We start from the raw sequence: 21,600 nt of genomic DNA, 5'->3' as shown, positions 1-21,600 counted from the left end.
CCCGGAGCCAGCGTGATGTTGCCGTTCGCGTCACCATCGCCGCTGAACGTCGCGGTGTACGCGGCCGAGGCGTCCTCGCTCACCGCGTAGGTACCGGCGGGGACCGTGTAGGTCGTTCCCGGCGATTCAGCACCGGCGGCCGGACTACCGACGACGTCGGTGCCTCCCGATTTGACGTGAACGTTGTAGTCCGATGCGACCGACGTTCCCCCTCTGTCGTTGATGTCGTGCTTGATCACGTGAAGGGTTGCTGCCGATGAACAGACATCGTTTCGGATCACATTGGAGTCGAGGGTGACTGCACCGTTGCGCGCAAGAAGTCGCCCGTCAACCGCTGCACCCGTGACTAGAGTGATCGACGTCAGCGCAAGGATGTTCCCCTTGAACTGAGTGCCCGATCCCAAGGTCGCGGAACTGCCGACCTGCCAGTAGACGTTGCAAGACTGGGCGCCGTTGATGAACACGACGCTGCTGTTTGACGCTGTGGTAAGGGTCGTGCCGATCTTGAATATGAAGACGGCGTCCGGATTGCCCAGACCGTTGAGAGTGAGCTGGCCTGTCAACTGCGCCGACGAGCTGAACGAGTAGACTCCCGGCGTCAACGTAAGTCCGCCCAGGTCTTGGCCGGTGAGGTCCTGAGTCGTCGAACGGCCTGCGGCATCGAGGTACGCGGCGGTCAATGCCGTCTGGGCCTGGCTGGCGGCAGCGTCTGCTGAATGCATGACGCCAGATATCACCCCAGGCGGGAAGCCGGTGATCGCCGTGCCCGGAGACACGCCGATGTCTCCACCGGCCAAGCCGCTGATTGTCGTCGGCCCCGTATTGGTGATCGTGGAGCCAGCCAGCACCGCGAAGGATGAGGCTGCCCCCAAGTTGAGCGGTGCGTCTGCCGCCAGAGCAGTGACAGGGGTCGCGTGCTGAAGTCCAAACGGCAGAACGAGCAGAGCAAAAACCAGCCCCCACGAAATCGCATGCCTCGACAGATGGCTAAGTCGGACGGATTGGGCCGAATTCATGATATCCCCAAACATAGAGCTTCCAAGGCAGGGTTCCCTAGTGATACCTTGGTAAGTTTGTTTCTTCATACCCGCCACCAGCAGCACTCAACCCTATGCGGACGGCACCCGGAGGCTTCAGGCGCGTTCTCCTGGCCAATTCGTGCTGGCGAGTCGGTTACGATGCGCACGGGTACATGGACCTGAACCATGCGCGTCTGCCATTCCGCCACACCCGCGTCTCAGGCAGCGCCCGCCGATTCTCGACGCATCGGAAGCACGGCGGTGGCCTGCAGTTCCTCGCCCCACACGCGCCAGACCACGCCTTCACGCTTCGCCGCGTACATCGCGCTGTCTGCCTTCGCGAGAAGGGTGTCCGCATCATCGTGCCGGGGGTCGAACAGCGCGGCACCTATGCTGGCGGTGACCGAGATGTCCTGACCTGAAATGCGGGTAGGTTTCGCAGCGCACCTGGCGACCTTGCGGGCCGCCGCGTGGATCGACTCGGCTTCTGAGAGCCGGGGAAGGATGACCGCGAACTCGTCGCCGCCCATGCGGGCCACGGTATCGGTCGTACGCAGGCCGGATTTCAAGCTCCGGGCCAGCTCGACCAGAACCTGGTCGCCCGCCGCATGGCCCAACCGATCGTTCACCGGCTTGAAATCGTCCAGGTCCAAGAACAGCACCGCTAGGGCGTCTCCGTGGCGGCGCGCATCGGCGATCGCCAGCTCCAGCGCTTGCTCGAAGTGAGCGCGGTTCGAAAGGCCGGTGAGCGGATCGCTCAACGCCATCCGGTGTATCGCCTCGTTGGCCTTGACGCGTTCCGTGATGTCTCGCACCACCGAGATGACCGCCGCGTCCTCACCCAGTTGCACGACGCTCGCGTGGACCTCGACAGGATACGTTTCACCCTCTGCCGATGTGTCCTGACTCTCGAAGACACGTGAGCCCTCCTCCAGAAGGAGTGTCAGACGTTCAGGGGCTGTGCTCCGGGCGTCCTCGGCCAGCCATTCCCAAGGTCCCAGCAGCATGAACTCCTCGGGGGTCATGCCTGCGGAAGCGGCGGCTGCGCTGTTCGCAAGCACGAGGTTGCCCTCGAGATCGTGGACAATGATCGGGTCCAGAACGGCGTCGAGCACATCGGATCTGAGGTGCAACTCTGCCTCAAGCCGTACGCGTTCACCGATGTCGCGAACGTGCGCTACCAGCAGCTCGCAGCAGCCGACGGAACTCTGCTTCCAGCCGACCTCGACCGGAAACGCGGTGCCATCCTTGCGCACGTGGGTCGAAGGAGCCAGCAGCCCCTCGCCACGCGCCGTCGAGGGTACGTCGCAGGGCGCCCGGCTTGACTCCTCCGTGCACAGCCGTGATACGTGCATGCCGATGAGTTCCTCGGCTCGGTACCCGTACAGCCGTGCGGCCTCGTCATTGGCCTCGAGAATCACGGCATCGGTGTCCATGACCAGGCACGCGTCACGTGTGAGTTCCGCAATTGCGTGGATGATACTGGGGTTGCACGGGCGCCGAGTAGTCTGCTGACTACTCATGGTGCCTCCTTGGTCAAGCCTCTGGTCCTACACTATGTGTATCGGCACCATTGAGGACGGGCATCATCATGGGCTGGCGAACGGTAGTCGTAGCGGCCTATCGAGTCCACGGAAGACAATGCCGATGGAGCACTGATAGGGTTCATCTAGACGCCAAACTGGGGAAGGCGCACATGGGGACACGGACCGGCATCCGAATCTCAGACACGGCGGCGAATTCCGACTCACCGTCAGTGACGACGGTGCGGGGTTCGACCCTGAAGAACGGGAGTCAACGCTCCTTGAGGGTGGGGGCTTCGGACTGTTCAACATAAGCGAGCACATCGCCTAACTGGACGGTGAACTCACGATGTCTTCCAGCCCCGGAGCGGGAACGACCGTCGCATCACCGTCCCGTGCTCGAGTGAAGAGTCCGATTCCGGGTACACAATTCCTTGACGGCTGCTCTCTCGCGGGGAGGCGAAAGACGTGCACTCACGAATCGCGTTTACGGTCCTACTGCTCTGTGCTGTGATCATCTCGGGCTGCGGTGGCGGAGCGACTGAGGCTCCCCCGCCTACGGGTAGCGAAACCGCGCCCGACGCATCCGAAGCTCCCGCACAGGCCCCTGCGGTCATCAAACTGGAGGACGGCTGGGCAATCAACGACATCATCACACCGGAGGACGTGGGCGCCGTCACCGGGAAGAAGATGACCTACTTCCCTGAGGCCAGCAGCGCGGCACAGAACGGCAAGCCGAAGGCCGGCTACACGAATGACGGAGCTCCGAACTCGAAGCTCTTCATCTCGGTGGACGTAGCGGGTGGCGAAGAGGGCTTCGAATCGAACAAGCAGTTCACGGAAGAAGCAACCATCCGTGACGTCCCGGGACTTGGCGACGCCGCCATCGCGTGCTCGTTCCCCAATGACAACGTCGGAGTGATCGTGCTTCGCGGGGATGCGGTCATCCGCATCGACTGGCCGCCGGCGGTGTATGGAGACGATGCAGAGGCCTTGGGCGCAGAAATCGCGAACCTCCTCATGGGCAAGATGTTCGAGTAGGCGATTCTCTACCGCAGCGTCTCATCCGCAACTGCAATCGCGCACAGAAGACAAAAGTGCCTTCCGCGTACGAATGCGGAAGGCACTGGTCTTCGTTGTGGTGCGGGTGAAAGGAGTTGAACCTTCACGGGGTTGCCCCCACATGGACCTGAACCATGCGCGTCTGCCATTCCGCCACACCCGCGTAGCGCGAAACGTGATGTTAGCACCGCGGGTGGGAGCGAGCAAACGGAAAGGTGCGGTGCGGCGGTCGACAGATCGAAATGTCACTCACGAACAGGGAGCCGATCACGCCTACTTCACGGTGAACTCGCGCCACGCGGTGTAGCGGCGTTTCATGGTCTCGTCTCCGATGGACGCCCTCACACGCCAGCGTCCGGCGGACAGCTTCGCGCGCGCGGCGTACGTGCAGCCCCTCAGGTAGACCGTGATGTCATCGCTTCCATACGGGGCCGTACGATACGAGAGCAGGTACCCGCTCTTCGTGGACCAGCGGCTACCGACCTTCTTCTGCACCTGGACGGTCACCGGCTTTCCGTCGAACAAGTATCCGGGCTTGATGGCCCCGCTGATGGTGAAGTACCGGTTGCGGACGATCCGCGAGGGGAGCGAGGGGCGCCCTATCGAGTAGACGGGCGCGGTCGAGGCGTGCACCGCGTAGCCGCCATCAGCACTTGCCTCGTACATGACCACGCGAATCGAGTAGAGTCCGCCCTCCGGCGCCTTCCAGATGAGTGACTGCTGCGTCGCGTCAGAGGCGACGGTGCGCGAAACCGCCCGCGGTTCCATGCCCGCGGTCGCGTACGGTCCGTAGAGATACACACCGAATCGCGTCCCGGTCCCACTGCGCATCAGCACCGTGAGCGTCTGCCCCTCGCCCAGGAGGAACTCGGAGTAGTCGCTCCAATCATCGGGCGACGCGAGGGTGTCGATGTAGCCGAACGGCAGTATGCGCGCCGTGCCAGGGAGTCCGTCATCGCTGGCGAGCGCCCCAGCCGGCATCCACAAGGCCGAGAGCATCACTCCGGACAGCACGACCAGCCTGCACAGCAGCCGTCTCGCATTCTCACTCGTCATCCGAGAACCCCCGTTCCGTGTCCCGCATCCGGATGGACTCTGGCTGATCGGTCGATTCGTGAAGGCCTCGTGCGGCATGTTCATCGAGGAACGCTCGACACGACAAGCGTACTCCCTCTTCAAACCCGCGTCGACACGCTCCTGGGAGCGGAGCGCGTATGAGTTTGAGGGAGTCTGCTCACCGTTCGACGCAAGCGACTATGGCGACGCGCACGTGGCGACCCACTGCTCCTGATCGCGCATCGTCCGATTCACTCAGCGGGTGCTGCGATCACGTTGGTGAAGCCGACTCCCTTGGAGTCCGCGTTCTGAGACCATGAGCCGGGGTCGGAGTCCACAACCTTGTAGGTACCGGGCGGTACCACCTCGTCAGGCTTGGCTACCCATGTCGCATTCGGGACGCCACCTTGACCGGGCAGCCCGCTCGTCTGCCACGGACCATAGGTCTTGCCGTCCCCGGACTGAAGTGCGAGAGTGCCGGGCGACTTACCCTTCCCGTCGTTCCAGTGGTAGGTGTTGATCTCGGTCACAATCATCGACGTCTCGGCCTCCCACGTCGGCGAGGTTCCGCCGTTCTGAACCGCCTTCGGATTGCCGATCGCGACGACGGGTTCGGCCGACGCGGCATCGGTTCCGCCTCCCGAAGGCTGTTCCTGAGGCTCGGCCTGCCCAGCGCTGGGATCATCGCGCTGCAAAGCCTCCTTTTGGTATCTCCTCTTCTCGTAGAACGCCCTGTCGTAGTCGCCGCAGGAGTCCGTTATGAGACAACCGGCGCTCAGAGCGGCGAGTACCGCAATCGCCAGCAACATGGTCTTGGCCTTGCCGTGAATGTGCGCTCGTTCGCTACTCATCTTTCGCGCTCCTCCCCCGTCTTCGCGCGCTGCTTCGCGGGCGGCCCCTGCGCTCCGCAAGCAAGGTATGGATACCCACCGCGCGCGAGATCATGCCGAGCGCATCGGCTATTCTGGCTGCATGGATACGCGACAGACACCGCGCCCGCCTGCGCGCGCGCTCGCGGCCGTGTTGGGCGGCTTCGCCGTTTCGGCGGGGTTCACCCTGACCAGCGACCTGTCACTGGCCGGCTTCTGCTGGTCTTTCTGGCTGGTGGGCTTGTACTCAGCGTACTTCGCTGCCCTGCGCTTCGCCCTGAGCCTATTCGTTCACCGCGCCACCCTGCTCAAGGAGCGGTTCGTGCCGAACGCGACAGTCGCTCCGGCGACGCTTATGCTTGTCGCGATCGCGGTGACCGGGATCGTCGGCGCTGCGCTCTTGTACGCCGCGAGCTGGGTCTACGGGTTCTACGGGCTGTTCCTGTCGGTCTGGGTCAGGATGCCACCGGAAGAGCTGTTCGGCCCCAACGGGTTCATCAACTCCGACTTCTGGACCCCCGTCGCCTACCTGACCCGTGCGTACTGGCCGCTTGTGGCGGGACAACTCGTGAGCGAAGCTGCTTGGCTGCTTTCGACGGGTAGTCTGTGGAGTGTCCAGGGCGGAGCTCCGGAGAGGCGCATCGTGGCGCTTCACGTCATGATCATGGCCCTGCCGTTCGCTGCGATGCTCTCGTGGATGCTGCTGGGTGGCCGCTACGAGACGCTGACGCTACTGATCCTGCTCGCGCTCAAGAGTGCTTTCGACCTGAGGCCGGCGCGGGCCACCGCCGCCACCGCCTGAAGCGCCGCGCTCCTCGGATGCTGTTCGTGATGAGCGCGGGAGAAGCAGAAGCGCCCACCGCAGCGGTGGGCGCTTCTTGAAGAATCGTACTGCCGTGACAGATGCTCGTGGCGCTACTTCACCCTGAAGCGGACCAACCTGCTCGCACCAGGTGAATGAGTTGCATCGTCGTAGTAGGCCCGGGCCTCGTAGTCGCCCTTCGCCGGAATCGCGAAGCTGGCCTTCCACAGCGACATCTGGCTGCCGGACTTGTAGACCTTGCCGGTGAACTCACCGACAAGCTCGCGCACCAGGACGGGCCTTCCGAACCCATTACCGCGATGCCATGACCGCTTGATGCTCGTCTTCCACACCTTGACCGTGATCGTCGAATCGACCGACAGCGTGGGCATGATCGATCCCTTCACCACAACCCGCTCGCCGCGACGGTAGGAGCCGCGCGAGGACGCCATGAGCGTCGAGCGCACACCGCCCGTCGCAATCGCGCTCTCGAGCGCGCCCTGGACCGCGCGAATCTCGAAGTCAGCGGAAGGCTTGGGCAACACGACCGTCGCGGGCTTGGTCGATTCAACCGCACGCGTGGCAGAAATGGTCCTGAACGTCCGCCATTCTCCGCCGGCGTACCGAACCTGCACGTCAATCGGCTGCGAAGCCGGCTCGCTCCAGCGCACGGTGAACTGCGCCGGATGCGGGTAGGTCACTACCTTGGCGCCGCGCGCCGAAACACCGAGCGTACCGACGGCGCCCGCTACTGCGGACACCGCAAGTACTCCGATGAGCGCCGCGACGCCGATCATGCGCTTCGTCTTCATATGCAACCTCCTTGTACTCGTCAATCAGCCGGGATTCGGCGCACGCGCCGATCGACCCCATGGTTACTCTCTACCCCGCACGACGTTGATTGCTGACGTTTCTTTCACCTACCGGACGGTGAGCGCGTGTCGCCGGGCCACCCCACTACTTGAGCCCGAGCCGAATCTCGATCACTCCCTCGACCGTCCTGACGCGCTCGAAGCCCAGCTGATCGACGACTCGGAGCATGCGTCGATTCTCAACGGCAACGAAGCCGGTCACCTCTTGGTACTGCTTGTCCTGCGCGATACCTATGATCGTGTCTACCAACTTGAATCCGAGCCCCTTGCCGTGGAACTCATCGTGCACCAGCGTGGCGAACTCCCCGGTGCCGCGGTCCGGATCCCCCATCAGTCGGGCCACGCCGATGATCCGCTTGGTCTGCCCGCGCGTCAGCTCAGCAACGATCGCGATCTCACGGTCGTAGTCGTTGTTGGTGAACCTGACCAGCCGCGCGTGATCGAAGTTCGGGACGTTACCGAAGAATCTGAATCGCAGCGACTGCTCCGAGACGGTGTTCAGCATCTCGCCAAGCATCGGCTCATCTTCGGGCCTGATCGGACGAAGGAGCACATCCGTACCGTCCGTCAGGCGCCACGGTGCCACGTACCGCGTCGGGTACGGAGTGATGACGAGATGCGGCGACGAACTGTCGCCGCCGAGCACCGACTCGTCCATCACGATCCGTGCGTCGACCACCTGCGCCCGACCCTCGGAGATCACGACGGGATTGATGTCGATCTCGGAGATCTCGGGGAAGTCGACGACGAGGTTTGAGAGCATCGTGAGCAGCTCCTCGAGTTCGCAGAAGTCGGGGGGCTGAACCCCTTTGGGGGGCTTGCGCATGGTCCGGTAGATCCGCGTCTCCTCCATCATCCGCTGCGCCAGCACCTGATTCAGAGGCGGGAGACTGACCGAGAAGTCCGCAAGGCCCTCCGCTCTCACGCCGCCGGCCCCGAACACCAGCACCGAGCCGAACTGCCAGTCCTTCTTCATGCCGAGGATGAGCTCGTAGTCGATGTGGCGCACCATCTTCTGAACGGCTATGCCTTCCACCTTCGCGTCAGGCGAGACCTCGGACACCCGGGCCATGATGCGCGCGTACGCCTTCTCGAGGTCCTGGGGCGAACACACCCCCACCTCCACGCCTCCGGAGGCGTTCTTGTGGGTGATCTCATGTGACACCACTTTGAGAACCACCGGGTACTCGAGTTCTGCGGCGATACACAGCGCCTCATCGACGCTGCGCGCCGTGCTCTGCCGCACGATCGGCATCCCGTAGGTGGTGACGAAGTGCTTCGACTCCTCCTCGGTGAGCACCAACCGCCCAGTCGCCGCGACTCGTCGCAGCAGAGCCTTGAGGTTGTGCTTGGGCGGCGACACGTCGATGGGCAGCTCGGCGGGGGTCTCGTACAGGAGTTCGAGGTTGCGCGAGTATCGGTACATCCCGAGGTACGTCTTGACCGCCGCCTCAGGCGTGTCGTAGCACGGCACCCCCGCATCGTGGAGGATCCGCCGGCCGTTCTCGACCGTCGCTCCGCCCATGAGTGCGGTGATGACGGGCTTGCGCGAACCCTTCGCCAGAACTGCGATCTTCTCGGCGATCTCGTCGGGTCGTGCGTTGCCCTGCGGTGTGTACAGAAGCAGCACGCCGTTGATCCCGGGCTCGGCAAGGCAGGCCTCGAGTGCGACGACGAAGCGTTCGCTCGTGGCGTCGCCCAGCACGTCGATGGGGTTCGAGTGGCTCCAGAAGGGCGGGAGGGCCGCATCGAGCGCCTCGATCATCTCGTCCGGAAGCCTCGCCAGATGACCCCCGTTCTCGATGAGTGAGTCAGTCGCCATGACTCCGAGGCCGCCGGCGTTGGTGACGATGGCCACGTCGCGCCCGCCGGGCAAGCGCCGTGAGTCGAGCACCTCCGCCGCGTGGAACAGGTCGGCCACCTCGTGGACACGCACGACTCCGACGCGCCTGAATGCGGCCTCGTAGATCTCGTCGCCCCCAGCCATCGAGCCGGTGTGGGACAGGGCCGCGGCGGCGCTCTCAGCGTAGCGACCGGGCTTGAGCACGATGATCGGCTTGTTGCGAGCGAACGCCCGCGCCGCGCTCATGAAGCGGCGCGCATTGCCGATGTTCTCCATGTAGATGAGGATCGACCGCGTGTGCGGGTCCTCACCCAGGAAGTCCACGAGGTCAGCGAAGTCGACGTCGAGCATGCTACCCACCGAAGCGAACAGCGAGAAGCCGACGCTCGCGCTCACCGCCCAGTCGAGCATGCCGGTACCCAGTGCACCGCTTTGGGATATGAGCGCGATATTGCCTGGCTCCGGTTCGACGGTCAGGAACGAGGCGTTGAGGCCCACGGTAGGGCGAATGATGCCTAGGCAGTTCGGCCCGATGACGCGCATCGGGCTGTCACGCAGCACCGCCTTGATCTGTGCCTCAAGCTCTCTACCTGCCGCTCCGGTCTCTCCAAAACCGGCAGACACGACGACCGCACCGCCCGCTCCAGCCGCAACGCACTGCGCGATGACCCCCGGCACGGTCGCGGCGGGTGTCGCGACGACGACGAGGTCGACCGGATCGGGCACATCACCGATGCTGCCGAAACACGGTATGCCGAGAATCGATTCATGGTGAGGGTTGACGGGGAACAGCCCACGCGCGCCTGAGCGCATCAAGTTGTCCATGATGGTCCGCCCGACGGCACCCTCCGTCTCCGTGGCTCCGATGATCGCCACGGACCTGGGGTCGAACATGCGCTTCATGTGGGTTACCTCCATCGGTGACTCTTCCCCTAAACTACGCTGCAGCCGCGCTTGCGTGGTGCGCGCCGACGGCGGAGTGCACCAAGGCAGCCCCGAGAGGCGCGGCCGTGAAAGGGCCAAAGTGTCAAACGCGGCGTTCATATGGGATCCGGGTCTGGCCGACTACGACCTGGGCCCGCACCATCCACTCAACCCATTGCGGCTCAAGCTCACCGTCGATCTTCTCGATGCCTACGATGTCTTCAGCCGCTGCGAGACGCTCGCGCCCCGTGCTGCATCCGAGCGCCAGATTGCCCTGGTGCACACGCCGGGCTACATCGACACGGTTGTCGAATCGAGCGACTGGGGAGCGGGACTGCACACCGGATCCGGGCTCGGTACCGAGGACAATCCCATCTATCCGGGGATGCACACGATAGCTGCGCTCACCTGCGGAGGCTCGATCCTCGGACTCGAAGAGGTCCTGTCGGGGCGACGCACCAAGGCGTTCTCTATTGCCGGCGGCATGCACCACGCGCACCGTAGCCGGGCAGCCGGTTTCTCCGTCTACAACGATGCGGCGGTCGCGATTGCCGTGGCGCGCGAGGCGAACCCCGAGCTCAAGGTGCTCTATCTCGACATCGACGCGCACCACGGGGACGGCGTGCAGGAGGCGTTCTTCGGGCGACCTGAAGTCATGACCATCTCTCTGCACGAGAGTGGTCTGTACGCCTTTCCGGGCACGGGCTTCCCGACTGAATCCGGCTACGGCGAGGGCGAGGGCACGGCCGTGAACGTACCCATGCCCCCGCTCGCGACCGACGAGTGCTACCGCCTCGCTTTTCGCGAGGTGGTCGCGCCTCTCGCTCGGGCGTTTGCACCCGACGTGATCGTGGCGCAACTCGGCGTCGACGCCCACTATGCGGATCCCCTCACTGACCTGGGGATGACGCTTCCGGGCTATCGAGACATCGTGCGTCGCACCATGTCTCTGTCCGAGGAACTCTGCGGCGGCCGTCTGCTAGCGATCGGTGGCGGAGGCTACCACGTGGTCGAGGTGGTTCCGCGCGCCTGGGCATGGGTCATGGCCGAGCTCATCGGCATCGAACTCGACGATCACTTGCCCCTGAGTTGGCGCGAGCACGTCTGCGAGACCACGGGCACCTGCGATCCCCCGACGAGCCTCGGCGCGACCGACCGCTTCGAGCTGCCTGTCGACGCGGCCGCGGTCGCACTCGAGCGAACGGCAGCAGCGATCCAAGAGGTCCGCGCCGCGGTGTTCGCGCGGCACGGCCTCGACATCTGAACTCCGCGCTGCGCGGCGGGTGACCCGCCGCGGTCCTTACAGCGCGGGCGGTGCCGGCGGGGCCGGGGCCACTGGCGGCAGAGTGCTCGCGGTGGCAACCCCGCCCGGACCGATGTAGCGGGCCGAGCCGAACCCGAGGATCAACATGAAGATCGCGCTCAAGAAGACCAGTCCGAGGGTGAAGCCGGCGCCCTTACCGAATGACTTCGACAGGTCGTTGTAGACCATGATCATGATGACCACGTTCACGAACGGGACCAGGAACAGGATGATCCACCAGATCGGCCGTCCGACGATCTCAAGCAGAACGATGATGTTGTAGATAGGGACGATGGATGCCCAACCCGGCTTGTTTGCCTTGGTGAAGATCTTCCACTGGGCGACGACGATGATCACGATGAATACCATCATGATCATCCAGTACGCGGCCATTGCCGCTGCGAGGCCGCCCGTCAGTGCAGCATCACCTGTCTGCTCGTACATGGTCCCTCCCCCGTTGAGAGAACGCCGCCGCGGCGGCACTCCGTTGTTGACCGATATGCTACTCCTCGACGCCCGAAGGTGCAGCATCGCCGTCGCGACCGATCGGTCAGCTACGTGCCGGGCCAGCGCTGAGACCGTGCCGCTCGGCAATCGCCGAGAGAGTCGCCCATGCTGCGGTGGCGACCACTTCATCCGGTGTACCTGACGCATCAACGACGAGGATCCTTGGGTGCTGGGCCGCGACCGTTTCATAACCTGCCAACTGCGCGGCGGTCTCGTCAGGAGTCATCTCCGCGCGACGGGATTGGATTACCTCGACGGGGGCGGTGAGCACGACGTAGACGTCCGGCCCGGGCACGAACCGTGCGGCGAGGTCGACCAGCGCCGCTGGGCCGCCGTAGCGATAACGGGCGGGATCGGCCACAACATCCAGATAGTATCGGTCGCACACGATGAGGCTCGAGCGCGCCAGCTTCGGCCGCAGCGTCAGCCAGTAGCCAGCGATGTAGTCCGTGAGCAGAAACGCCAACTTCAGGATGGACGGCAGCGGGGCGTACACGGGGATGTCATGGGGTCCCGTGCTACCGTCGGGTCCGCCGGGGACGCTACGGCCCGGCAGCAGGCCGGGTCGCATGTACACCACCTCCGAGACGGCGAACGCCGGGCGAAGGAGCGCGGCGACCCGATCGACTACCGTGGACTTGCCCACGCCGTCGGGACCCAGGAAGGCCACCTGGAATCCTCTCGATCGCGATGGATCCCCGTCTCCACGGCGCAACCGAGCAACGGTTGGTCCAGAGCCGCTCTGGTGCTCGGTGGAGATATCGATCGACACCAACTCGGGGCGTTTCGCTTCGCCGGGCAAGCCGAGTAGGTGGCGTCGGGTTGCCGGAGAGATCTGCACCGCCCGAAAGAACAGCCCGTCGCGCGCGATGGCGAACGAGGACAGAAGATCGAGAAGCGAGGGCATCGCGTCCACCGGGGCGCTGAGCGCTATGTCGGGGACGGTCCAGCCGGCACCGGAATGATCGAACGGCGGTCCCATACGATGAGCAAGGCCCGAATGCTCGAGAGTACGCAGAAGCGCGGAAGCGTGATCCGAACCAGACGCCCCGTCGCGAACGAGCTTCGTCTGTGCCTCGTCGACACCAGACGCGCGCGGCGCCGAATCGCTACTCTTCGGCGTCACGAGACAGTGGGTTGATCTTCTCGGTTCCGGTGCGTGCGCGATCCATGAGACTCTCGGTCTCCAGCGCCTCCGTCGACCACAGGTAGACCTGCCAGATGATCAAACCACCCATGATGATGATGACGATGAGCGCGAAGTAGCCCTTCAGGAGCATCTTTCGCTGTTCGCCCTTGATGCTCTTGATCTCCTTGTCGTACTCCTTGGAGCGCGACATGTCTCCCGCGTCAAGCGGCGTGACGTCACCCCGGCCGGCGTAGGTCCGAAGAACCTCGCGGTCAAGGCGTGACAGGGGGGATTCGTACTCCGAACGTTGCTCGTCATCCATGCGATTCCTCGCCATTCCTCAAGTGCTGTAGGGCGAATGATACTCCCCCGCACACACTCAGCGCACGGTGAACTCACGCCACGCCGAATAGCGTCGGGATTCGACCGAGTCACCGATAGACCCGCGAGCTCGCCAGCGTCCGGAGGAAAGCTGCGCCCTGGCGCCGTAGCGGCACTTGCCCAACTCGAAACCGAACGGTGCGGACTTGTGGCTGAGTTTGGTCACCCACCTGCTGCCGACCCGCTTCTGAAGCTGCACGGTCACGGCCTTGCCCGTGAACAGGTAGCCCGGTGTGACGTAGCCGGTGATGTTGAACCACTTGCCTCGGGTCACCTTCGCGGGAACGTTGGGCCTTGTGATGGAGTAGAGCGCCGTGCGCTTGACGTGGATGGCATAGCTGCCGTTCGGGCTGTCTTCCTGCATCCAGACGTGCAGGTAGTAGGTGCCCGCAGCAGGCGCCTTGTAGCGAAGATACTTCTGGGTGGGGTCGCCGTTGACCGTCTTGGAGAAGGCGACTATGTCGTCCGGATCGTCATAGATACTCGGCGTGCCCGGCCGAAGCAGACTGAGGTGGAACAACGTCTGTGACGAGCCGCGCATCCCGGTTCTCAGGGTTTCGCCCGCATTGAGCCAGACGGCGTAGATGTCCCCGACATCGCCGACCTCCTCCTCGCCGACGAAGAAGGTGAGCGTCCCCACTTCGCTGAAGGGCAACTTCTTGGAGAGCCCGGGAATCTGATCGTCGGGTTCGATCTCTGCGACAGCGAGCGAGGGGGCCGCAAGCGACGTCGCCAGCACGATCGTGCATATCCACGCACCGAAGCGACCACGCCGGACCGTGCTCACAGCCCTCACCTGCTTCCTCTTGCCCAGACGGGGGACATCACCTCGTCGAGGGCCCGAGCTACCATGGATACCACTTGTTCGAAGCGTGCTCTGTCCTGCGCCGAGACGTCGCCTTCCTGCGCCCTGAGACCGCGAGAGCGCACCTCGACGAGGGTGTCGAGTCCGTCCTGTCGCGCCACGACACTCACCCACTCATCACGACCATCGAGACGCATCGTGACCACATCCGGACCCTCGAGAACGCACGTGAGAAACGTCTCGCCATTCAGAGGAACGGCTCCATCGAGAGCGGCGCGTTCAAGCGCCTTGAAGGCACGGGGGCCCTCCACGATCCACATGGCCACGAGATGGAGGATGTCCGTCTCGTGATCCATCGCGACATAGGTAGCGGGCTGCGCCAGATACGTGGACATTCCCTCACCTCCCCCGAGGTCACGCCTATTCCCCCTGTATCGTCATCCTGCGGCGACTCCTGAAGAACCCATCGCCGAATGGCGACTGCGCGCGAGTGTCGGCGCCCCACGGTAGAATCACAGCGAACCTGCATGTGACGCCCCATCGACCGTGGAGGACCGTGGACGGACAGCTCATCCTCGACCGGTATCGGCCCCTGAGGGAGCTCGGCCGCGGCGGCTATGGCTCCGTGGTCCTTGCGTGGGATACCCGCATGCAGCGTCGTGTGGCCATCAAGCGCCTGCCGCTCCCCCTGGACGCCTCAGGTCGACCCGAGGAGTCTGTGGGGCTCACCGAGGCCCGCACCGCCGCCCTGCTCAACCACCCCGACATCGTCACGGTCTTCGACTTCGACACCGACTCAGACGAGGCGTTCCTCGTCATGGAGCACGTGGACGGGACGTCTCTGTCGGAGGTCCTGAGCTCGATTGACGGGCCCCTTACCCTCGATGAGGCGGCGGCGGTCGTCGAAGCGGTCGCCGACGCGGTGTCTCACGCGCATGACAACGGTGTCCTGCACCTCGACATCAAGCCGGAGAACGTGCTCGTCACGCGCCAGGGCCGGGTCAAAGTGGCCGACTTCGGGGTCGCAACGCTGTCCTCGGCCGGCGGGCACGGACCGGCCTACGGTGGTACCCCCGGACACATGCCCCCGGAGCAGCTCGAGGGCAGACAGGTGAGTGCCCGCACCGATGAGTGGGCGTTCGCGGTGCTCGTCTACGAGCTCCTCACCGGCGAGAACCCCTTCGCCTTCGCAGGGGCTGACGCCCGCGCGGTGGCCGCGCTCGAACCGCCGCCCCCTTCAGAGCGCGAACCGGGGCTGCCCGAAGACCTCGATCACATCATCCTGACCGCGCTCAGCATCCAGCCGCGCGAGCGCTACCCGGATGTCCGGACGTTCGCCGACGCACTGGCCGAGCATCTGGGCGATGCACCCTCAGGCCGCGCCTCGCTCTCCGAGCTACTGACCGACTTCGCCCAAGACGAGCCGGATGACGAAGACGATTGGGAATCGATCGGCCTGTGGGACCGCCTCGGTGGCCGGCTCGGCTCTCTCTTGCTGCGCGCAACCGCCGCGGTGGAGTCAGGATGGCTCGCGTGGGCGGGTCTGTCCCCGCTTTCTCTCGAACGGCCTGCGCTGGCGGCGGCTACCGCCCTGATCGGAGCCGCCGGTGCCTTGGCGCCCTCGCTCGGGATCGGGCTCGGCCTTGGGTGCCTCGTGGCGGGAGTCGCGGCCAACGGCGCCTGGCTCGCTGCGATTCTCTTGGCTCTGGGGGGTGGCGCGTGGTGGTGGTGGCTCGCCCGCCGTAGCCCTGGCTCGGCCGTGCTGCCGCTTGCCGCCCCCGTGCTCTCCTCGGTGCGACTCGGGCTCGCGCAACCGCTGCTGGCCGGCTTCGCGTTGCGGCCCCTACCGGCCGCCGCCGCGGCCCTGCTGGGAGGCGTCCTGACGCTCATCGCATCTGCGGCCACGCTCGGTAGCCCGCCCTACGTCTGGGTCGCGCCCAGGATCGCGCTCGCCCCCTGGGAGTCGGGAGCGGCCGAGGCGGCACTTCAGGCGCTGTTCAGCTCACCCGCAACCTACGTCGCGCTGGCCGCTTGGCCGGCGGCAGCCGCCGTGATGTCGCTCGGGTGCTCGCGCGCCACACGCATCGGTGCAGCGCTCGGTGCGGTCGCCGGCGGCGCCGTGCTCGCCGGCGGCTACTGGCTCGCCGACAAGAGCCTCCAGTGGCTGGGGCTGGCGGGCACCGAACCGATGTGGATCGGCACATCGTTGGCGTGGTCGCTTGGCGCCTCACTTATACTGGTGCTCGTGACCGTGGCTGTGGGTCCGCCGCTCCGTGGCGAGACCGATGACCTTCCAGAACCGGAGTTCTCCGACAGGGAGCCCGCGTGAGCATCCTCTCCGACTTCGAAGACCGTGTGGGACGAGCCATCGAGGGCGTATTCACGGGCATCTTCCGCTCACCTGTCCAGCCTGCGGAGATCGCACGCGCCGCGGCTAAAGAGATGGACCGCAGCAAACGTCTGGGCGTGGGAAAAGTGTACGCACCGACCATGTACTCGGTTCTACTCTCGCCCGAGGACGCCGACGCCCTCGGAGGCTTCACCGACACGATCGCAGGCGAGCTCGAGACCTACCTGCTCGGCTACGCCGACGAACGGGACTACGAACTGGCGCACCGCCCGCGCGTACGGTTCCTCGTGGATGACGCGCTCAGGCTCGGGCGCTTCGAGGTCATCGGCGAACTGCTCTCTCCCGAAGAGATCGCGGCGGAACTAGCCGAAGAAGTGCCGGCATCCAGCCTGCCTGTGGCGCCCGGAGGCCAAGGGGCCGAGGCGCTCCACGCCTCAGACGAACCGCATCCCGTGATCCGCGGCGACATGCGCGTCGTCGGCCCGGTGACCCTGTACGACGACGACGTGTTCGCGGCGACGGGCGATTTCGAGCCCGCTGAGACCGGCCTCACGGTGTCGGACCGTATCGCGACCATCACCGTGCCCGGATTCAACCACGACGTCGCGCTCAACCGCGATCGCACCGTCATCGGGCGGCTGAACACCTGCGACATATGCCTCCAGGACGCCAACGCCTCGCGCGAGCACGCTGAGCTCGAGCGAGGGGCCTCGGGCTGGACGCTCGTCGATCTGGGCTCACTCAACGGAACCCTGCACAACGGGGTGCGCGCCTCACGTGCGACCCTCGCCGACGGTGACGTCATCACCATCGGCGTCACCGAGCTCGTATTCCATGAAGCGGGAGCTGACACGCCGTGATCGACGTCGTGCTGCTCGCCGGTCGGCTCCTGCTGCTCGCGCTGCTGTATCTGTTCCTCTTCGCCGTGGTGAAGACGGGCATCGGCCTTGTATCGTCCGGTCGCAGGGCTGCCGTCGGCGCCTACTCCCTCACGGTGACCCAGGGACCGCGAACGCTTGTCGGGACGACCCTGCCCGTGAGCGGACCGATCATCATCGGTCGCTCGCCGGGCGCAGACATCGTGGTCGGAGACGATTTCGTATCGGGACGCCACGCGCGCATCTTTCCTTCGGGAACGCAGGCGATACTTGAGGATCTCGGATCAACCAACGGGACGCTCGTGAACGGCGCCCGCGTGAGCGCCCCCCGCCCGCTTGAACCCGGCGACATCATCGATGTCGGCTCGGTTCGCCTCAGGGTGGGTCGCACATGACAGCCCGCGCGAAGCAGACCTGGGCCGCCCTGACCGATGTCGGACGGGTGCGCTCGCACAACGAAGACGCGATCATGACCGATCCGCCCCTGTTCGCCGTGGCCGACGGGCTCGGAGGGCACGAGGCGGGCGAAGTGGCAAGCCAGATCGCCATCGAGACACTCCGCGACCACGCTCCCCGCAAACCGGATGCGAACGCACTCGCGCGGGCGGTGCGCGCGGCGAACGCCGAGGTCATTCGTGCCGCGCGCGAGGGGGTGGGCCGCTCCGGAATGGGCACCACCATCACCGCAGCGATCGTCGACGGCACACAGATCGTGATCGCCCAAGTGGGCGACTCGCGCGCGTACCTGCTGCGACAGGGCCACCTCACGCGAATCACCGACGATCACTCGATGGTCGCCGACCTCATCCGGTCCGGTCAGCTCACGGAAGAGGAGTCGCGCGTCCACCCCAACCGGAGCGTGATCACCCGTGCGCTGGGCACCGACCCCAACATGGTCGCCGACACGTTCGCCGTGGAGGGCGAGCAAGATGATCGGCTCCTCCTGTGCAGCGACGGGCTCACCGGCATGCTCACCGACGACGTCATCGCCCAGATGCTGGGCGACTACCGCGACCCGGCCACGGCGGCTCGGACGCTGATCGATGCCGCAAACGAAGCAGGCGGCCAGGACAACGTGAGCGTCGTCGTCGTCGATATCGGGGGTGCGGGCTCCTCCGGCCGAGGATTTCGCTCGGGCGAGAAGCGCCTGCGCCAGTGGGTCGCCGTGCTTGCGTGGGTGCTGCTCGCCGCGCTTATCGCAGCAGCTATCGCAGGGGCTACCTATGCCTATGCTCGCTCCCGGGCCTACGTTGTGGTGGAGGATCGCGCCGTGGTCATATACCGCGGCGTCGAAGGTGAGGTGGCCGGCCTCTCTTTGCACTGGAAGGATGGTTCGCAGCCCATCGCGCTGGATCGGCTGACCCCGGCCCAGAAGGCGCAGCTGGCCCGGGGCATGACGTTTGACGGGGTCGAGGCGGCACGCGCCTACGTGCGCTCGCTCGAAACCTCGTCGGCGCCCTAAGGCGGCCTCGATGCGCACCCGTCGCACGACCGAACTGCTCCTTCTGCTAGCCGGCGCTCTGCCGGTGCTGCTGGTCTTCGCGCTTGTCGAGACCAACCTCGCCCGCGCGTTCGACGCTGCACAGCTCTTGGTCCCCGGGGCGCTGCTGGTTGCCTTCATCGCGGCTCACCTCGCGGTGCGGCGCTTCGCCCCCGGCGCTGACCCCGCGCTGCTGCCCGCCGCCTTCGTGCTGGCTGGACTGGGGCTCGCCTTCGTGACGCGGCTCGACCGTGAGTTGGCCTCAAGCCAGGTGATGTGGCTGTTCGTCAGCGTGGGGGCGCTTGTCGTGACGCTGATCGCGGTGCCGTCACTCGAACGGCTCGCGCGCTACAAGTACACGGTTATGCTCGTGGGCCTCACACTGCTCGTGCTCCCTGCCGTCATCGGGCGCGAGATCAACGGAGCAAAGCTGTGGATCCAGTTCGGCGGCATGAGCTTCCAGCCCGGCGAGATCGCCAAGATCGCCATCATCATCTTCCTCGCGGGGTACCTGGCCCAGAATCGCGAGATGCTCTCCGTATCGACGCGCGGTCTCTTCGGCGTGTGGATGCCCGAGCCGCGCACGCTCGGTCCGCTCCTGCTGATGTGGGCGGTGTCGCTGTTCGTCCTGGTGTTCGAACGCGATCTGGGCTCTTCGCTGCTGCTGTTCGGCATCTTCCTCGTGATGCTCTACACCGCGACCGGACGCTTCTCCTACGTGGCCGTCGGCACCGGACTCTTCGGCGCGGGCGCCGTCGTGGCGTGGCGACTGTTCGACCACGTGCAGACGCGCGTCGCCATCTGGATCGACCCTTTCGCCGATCCCACGGGGCGCGGATACCAACTCGTCCAGTCACTGTTCGCGTTGGCGGCGGGCGGACTCATCGGCACCGGGCCGGGCAACGGCATGCCCAACCGCATCCCCTTCGTCGAGACCGACTTCATCTTCAGCGCCATCGGCGAAGAGCTGGGACTTCTCGGTGCCGCCGCCGTCATCACCTGCTTCATGGTGCTGACGCTTCGGGGTCTGGCCACGGCGGCGCGCGCGAAGAGTGACGTCGCCGCTCTCGTCGCGGTGGGAATCGTCGCCTCGCTCGTGCTGCAGGCGTTCGTCATCGTCGGCGGCGTCACGCGCCTCATCCCCCTGACCGGCGTCACGCTTCCGTTCATGAGCTACGGCGGCTCCTCGCTCCTATCGACCTTCATCGCGCTCGGACTGCTCCTGCGCGCCGGTGACGAGAGCACGGGGGCCGAAACCGAGATGGAGTCCACCTCTGTCGACCTTGGCGTGCTCGGTCGCGTGGCTCTCGGACGCAGGCTCACGGCTGTCGCGGTGACGCTCGCGCTCATGCTGTCGGTCCTGATCGCGAACCTGACATGGATCCAGGTGGTGCAGGCGCGTTCGCTGGCGAACTCACCGGCCAACAGCCGTGACCTGGCCGAAGCCGCCCGCTCCGCCCGGGGCTCGATAGTGACCCGCGACGGCGTCGTGCTGGCCGAATCGGTCCGGACAAGTCGTACCCGGTTCGAGCGCCGCTATCCGCAAGACTCCCTTGCCGCGCACGTTGTCGGGTACTTCTCGTACCGCTACGGACGCAGCGGTATCGAGGCTGCGGCCAACGACGCGCTGGCCGGGCGGCGGTCATTCCGCACCTGGCCCGACGTGGTCGATGCCGCGGCAGGCAGACCCGTCGAGGGCGACGACGTGGTGCTCACCATCGACTCCCGGGTGCAGAGCGCGGCGGAGCGCCAGCTCAAGGGTAAGGTGGGCGCCATCGTCGTGATCGACCCGCGGACCGGGGCGCTGCTGGCAAGCGCGTCCAACCCCACCTACGACCCCGGCGAAGTCGACGCCCAGTGGGAGAAGCTCTCATCCGCGGCCGGGGCGCCGCTCCTGGACCGCACTCGCCTGACGTTGCTCGCTCCGGGGTCGACGTTCAAGGTGGTGACCCTCACCGGAGCCTACGACGCGGGGGTCGCCACATCGCAGACCACGTACCCGGGCCCGGGCTCGATGGAGATCGGCAACGCGCCGGTCACCAACTTCGAGGGCGGTTCGTATGGGCCGCTTGACCTCGTGAGCGCCACAGCAAAGTCGGTGAACACCGTCTTCGCCCAGCTCGCCGTGGACATGGGGCCCGTCAAGCTCGTGAACCAGGCAGTGCGCTTCGGGTTCAACGACGCTCCCCCGCTCGAGCTGCCGACGAAGGCCTCGCTCATGCCCGACCCTGACGAGATGACCACGTGGGAGACCGCGTGGGCGGGCGTCGGACAGCCCGTAGGCGAGCACGAAAGCCCGCCAGGACCTCAGGCCACCGCGCTGCAGATGGCGCTGATCGCATCCGGCATCGGCAACAGCGGCGAGGTCATGCGGCCGCATCTCATCGAACGAATCGTCGACCCAACCGCCGGCGGTACGACGTTGCTGGGCGCCACCACCCCCCGGCGCTGGACGCGCGCTACCGATCCGCAGACCGCCGCCCAAGTAGCTGAAGCGATGCGCGCGGTCGTGAAGAGCGGAAGCGGAACGCGAGCCAGCATCCCGGGTGTGGCGGTCGCGGGCAAGACCGGTACGGCCGAAGTCGGCAAGGGCCGGCGCACGAACGCGTGGTTCATCGCCTTTGCGCCGGCAGAGAACCCCACCGTGGCGATTGCAGTGATGATCGAGGGCGGTGGTACCGGCGGGCGCGTCGCAGCACCCGCAGCAAAGCCGGTGCTCGAGGCGGCACTGGGGGCGCAGACGCGGTGAGGCGACCGTCCCCCCTTGCGCCTACCCCAATCGGCTAGAATGTCGGTG

The 21,600-nt window shown here is 65.6% G+C and carries 19 protein-coding genes and 1 tRNA gene; 8 read left to right on the top strand and 12 right to left on the bottom strand.

Features of this window, described 5'->3' with window-relative positions; genetic code table 11:
• Positions 1 to 1,016 (bottom strand): ice-binding family protein (locus U1E26_08810; protein MDZ4169740.1); only part of this gene is annotated, 1,016 nt, incomplete at its 3' end.
• A 221-nt stretch (positions 1,017 to 1,237) separates the two neighbouring features.
• Positions 1,238 to 2,542 carry a sensor domain-containing diguanylate cyclase gene (locus U1E26_08805; protein ID MDZ4169739.1) on the bottom strand — a complete coding sequence of 435 codons (1,305 nt, stop codon included), beginning with the start codon at positions 2,540 to 2,542 and terminating at the stop codon, positions 1,238 to 1,240.
• A 468-nt stretch (positions 2,543 to 3,010) separates the two neighbouring features.
• Between U1E26_08805 and U1E26_08800 the strand changes: the two genes are divergently transcribed.
• Complete coding sequence (locus U1E26_08800) at positions 3,011 to 3,583, top strand: hypothetical protein (protein MDZ4169738.1); 573 nt, start codon at positions 3,011 to 3,013, stop codon at positions 3,581 to 3,583.
• Positions 3,584 to 3,681: 98 nt separating this feature from the next.
• Here U1E26_08800 and U1E26_08795 read toward each other — a convergent pair.
• The 3 genes from U1E26_08795 to U1E26_08785 all read right to left on the bottom strand — a co-directional run bounded on the left by U1E26_08795 (position 3,682) and on the right by U1E26_08785 (position 5,511).
• Positions 3,682 to 3,767: transfer RNA gene (locus U1E26_08795), tRNA-Leu, on the bottom strand.
• Positions 3,768 to 3,877: 110 nt separating this feature from the next.
• Positions 3,878 to 4,660 carry a hypothetical protein gene (locus U1E26_08790; GenBank protein MDZ4169737.1) on the bottom strand — a complete coding sequence of 261 codons (783 nt, stop codon included), beginning with the start codon at positions 4,658 to 4,660 and terminating at the stop codon, positions 3,878 to 3,880.
• A 251-nt stretch (positions 4,661 to 4,911) separates the two neighbouring features.
• Positions 4,912 to 5,511: a hypothetical protein gene (locus U1E26_08785; protein ID MDZ4169736.1), complete on the bottom strand. Its 600-nt coding sequence runs from the start codon at positions 5,509 to 5,511 to the stop codon at positions 4,912 to 4,914.
• A 67-nt stretch (positions 5,512 to 5,578) separates the two neighbouring features.
• Between U1E26_08785 and U1E26_08780 the strand changes: the two genes are divergently transcribed.
• Positions 5,579 to 6,331 (top strand): hypothetical protein, encoded by a 753-nt coding sequence (locus U1E26_08780; GenBank protein MDZ4169735.1) that lies wholly within the window; start codon positions 5,579 to 5,581, stop codon positions 6,329 to 6,331.
• A gap of 113 nt (positions 6,332 to 6,444) precedes the next feature.
• Here the strand turns inward: U1E26_08780 and U1E26_08775 are convergent, their stop codons facing one another.
• On the bottom strand, positions 6,445 to 7,143 hold the full coding sequence (locus U1E26_08775) for a hypothetical protein (GenBank protein ID MDZ4169734.1): 699 nt from the start codon (positions 7,141 to 7,143) through the stop codon (positions 6,445 to 6,447).
• Positions 7,144 to 7,288: 145 nt separating this feature from the next.
• A complete protein-coding gene (locus U1E26_08770) occupies positions 7,289 to 9,949 on the bottom strand; it encodes a bifunctional acetate--CoA ligase family protein/GNAT family N-acetyltransferase (protein MDZ4169733.1) in 2,661 nt (886 codons plus the stop codon).
• A 121-nt stretch (positions 9,950 to 10,070) separates the two neighbouring features.
• Here U1E26_08770 and U1E26_08765 point away from each other — a divergent pair, with 121 nt between their 5' ends.
• A complete protein-coding gene (locus U1E26_08765) occupies positions 10,071 to 11,234 on the top strand; it encodes an acetoin utilization protein AcuC (GenBank protein ID MDZ4169732.1) in 1,164 nt (387 codons plus the stop codon).
• A gap of 36 nt (positions 11,235 to 11,270) precedes the next feature.
• On the opposite strand, the gene U1E26_08760 is transcribed toward U1E26_08765, so the two are convergent.
• The 5 genes from U1E26_08760 to U1E26_08740 all read right to left on the bottom strand — a co-directional run bounded on the left by U1E26_08760 (position 11,271) and on the right by U1E26_08740 (position 14,490).
• Positions 11,271 to 11,717 carry a DUF5684 domain-containing protein gene (locus U1E26_08760; protein ID MDZ4169731.1) on the bottom strand — a complete coding sequence of 149 codons (447 nt, stop codon included), beginning with the start codon at positions 11,715 to 11,717 and terminating at the stop codon, positions 11,271 to 11,273.
• A 106-nt stretch (positions 11,718 to 11,823) separates the two neighbouring features.
• Positions 11,824 to 12,906, bottom strand: a complete 1,083-nt coding sequence (locus U1E26_08755; GenBank protein ID MDZ4169730.1) for a hypothetical protein — start codon at positions 12,904 to 12,906, stop codon at positions 11,824 to 11,826.
• Positions 12,890 to 13,231, bottom strand: a complete 342-nt coding sequence (locus U1E26_08750; protein ID MDZ4169729.1) for a hypothetical protein — start codon at positions 13,229 to 13,231, stop codon at positions 12,890 to 12,892. The genes U1E26_08755 and U1E26_08750 overlap by 17 nt, the downstream gene beginning before the upstream one ends.
• Before the next feature lie 57 nt (positions 13,232 to 13,288).
• Positions 13,289 to 14,077, bottom strand: a complete 789-nt coding sequence (locus U1E26_08745) for a PPC domain-containing protein (GenBank protein MDZ4169728.1) — start codon at positions 14,075 to 14,077, stop codon at positions 13,289 to 13,291.
• Between the two features lie 5 nt (positions 14,078 to 14,082).
• On the bottom strand, positions 14,083 to 14,490 hold the full coding sequence (locus U1E26_08740; GenBank protein MDZ4169727.1) for a hypothetical protein: 408 nt from the start codon (positions 14,488 to 14,490) through the stop codon (positions 14,083 to 14,085).
• A 161-nt stretch (positions 14,491 to 14,651) separates the two neighbouring features.
• Here U1E26_08740 and U1E26_08735 point away from each other — a divergent pair, with 161 nt between their 5' ends.
• Genes U1E26_08735 through U1E26_08715 form a run of 5 tightly spaced genes read left to right on the top strand, consistent with a single transcriptional unit; the run spans position 14,652 to position 21,552 of the window.
• Positions 14,652 to 16,424, top strand: coding sequence for a serine/threonine-protein kinase (locus U1E26_08735; GenBank protein MDZ4169726.1), 1,773 nt, complete (start codon positions 14,652 to 14,654; stop codon positions 16,422 to 16,424).
• On the top strand, positions 16,421 to 17,305 hold the full coding sequence (locus U1E26_08730) for a DUF3662 and FHA domain-containing protein (GenBank protein ID MDZ4169725.1): 885 nt from the start codon (positions 16,421 to 16,423) through the stop codon (positions 17,303 to 17,305). The genes U1E26_08735 and U1E26_08730 overlap by 4 nt, the downstream gene beginning before the upstream one ends.
• Positions 17,302 to 17,718 carry an FHA domain-containing protein gene (locus U1E26_08725; GenBank protein MDZ4169724.1) on the top strand — a complete coding sequence of 139 codons (417 nt, stop codon included), beginning with the start codon at positions 17,302 to 17,304 and terminating at the stop codon, positions 17,716 to 17,718. Before U1E26_08730 ends, U1E26_08725 begins: the two co-directional genes overlap by 4 nt.
• Positions 17,715 to 18,785, top strand: coding sequence for a Stp1/IreP family PP2C-type Ser/Thr phosphatase (locus tag U1E26_08720; protein MDZ4169723.1), 1,071 nt, complete (start codon positions 17,715 to 17,717; stop codon positions 18,783 to 18,785). Before U1E26_08725 ends, U1E26_08720 begins: the two co-directional genes overlap by 4 nt.
• A 10-nt stretch (positions 18,786 to 18,795) precedes the next feature.
• Entirely contained in the window at positions 18,796 to 21,552 is a 2,757-nt protein-coding gene (locus U1E26_08715; protein ID MDZ4169722.1) for an FtsW/RodA/SpoVE family cell cycle protein, read from the top strand.
• The last annotated feature ends 48 nt before the right edge of the window (positions 21,553 to 21,600 follow it).

It is taken from the genome of Coriobacteriia bacterium (genome assembly GCA_034370385.1).
In the GTDB taxonomy this organism is placed as follows: domain Bacteria; phylum Actinomycetota; class Coriobacteriia; order Anaerosomatales; family PHET01; genus JAXMKZ01.
This window is presented reverse-complemented; position numbering and strand designations above follow the sequence as displayed.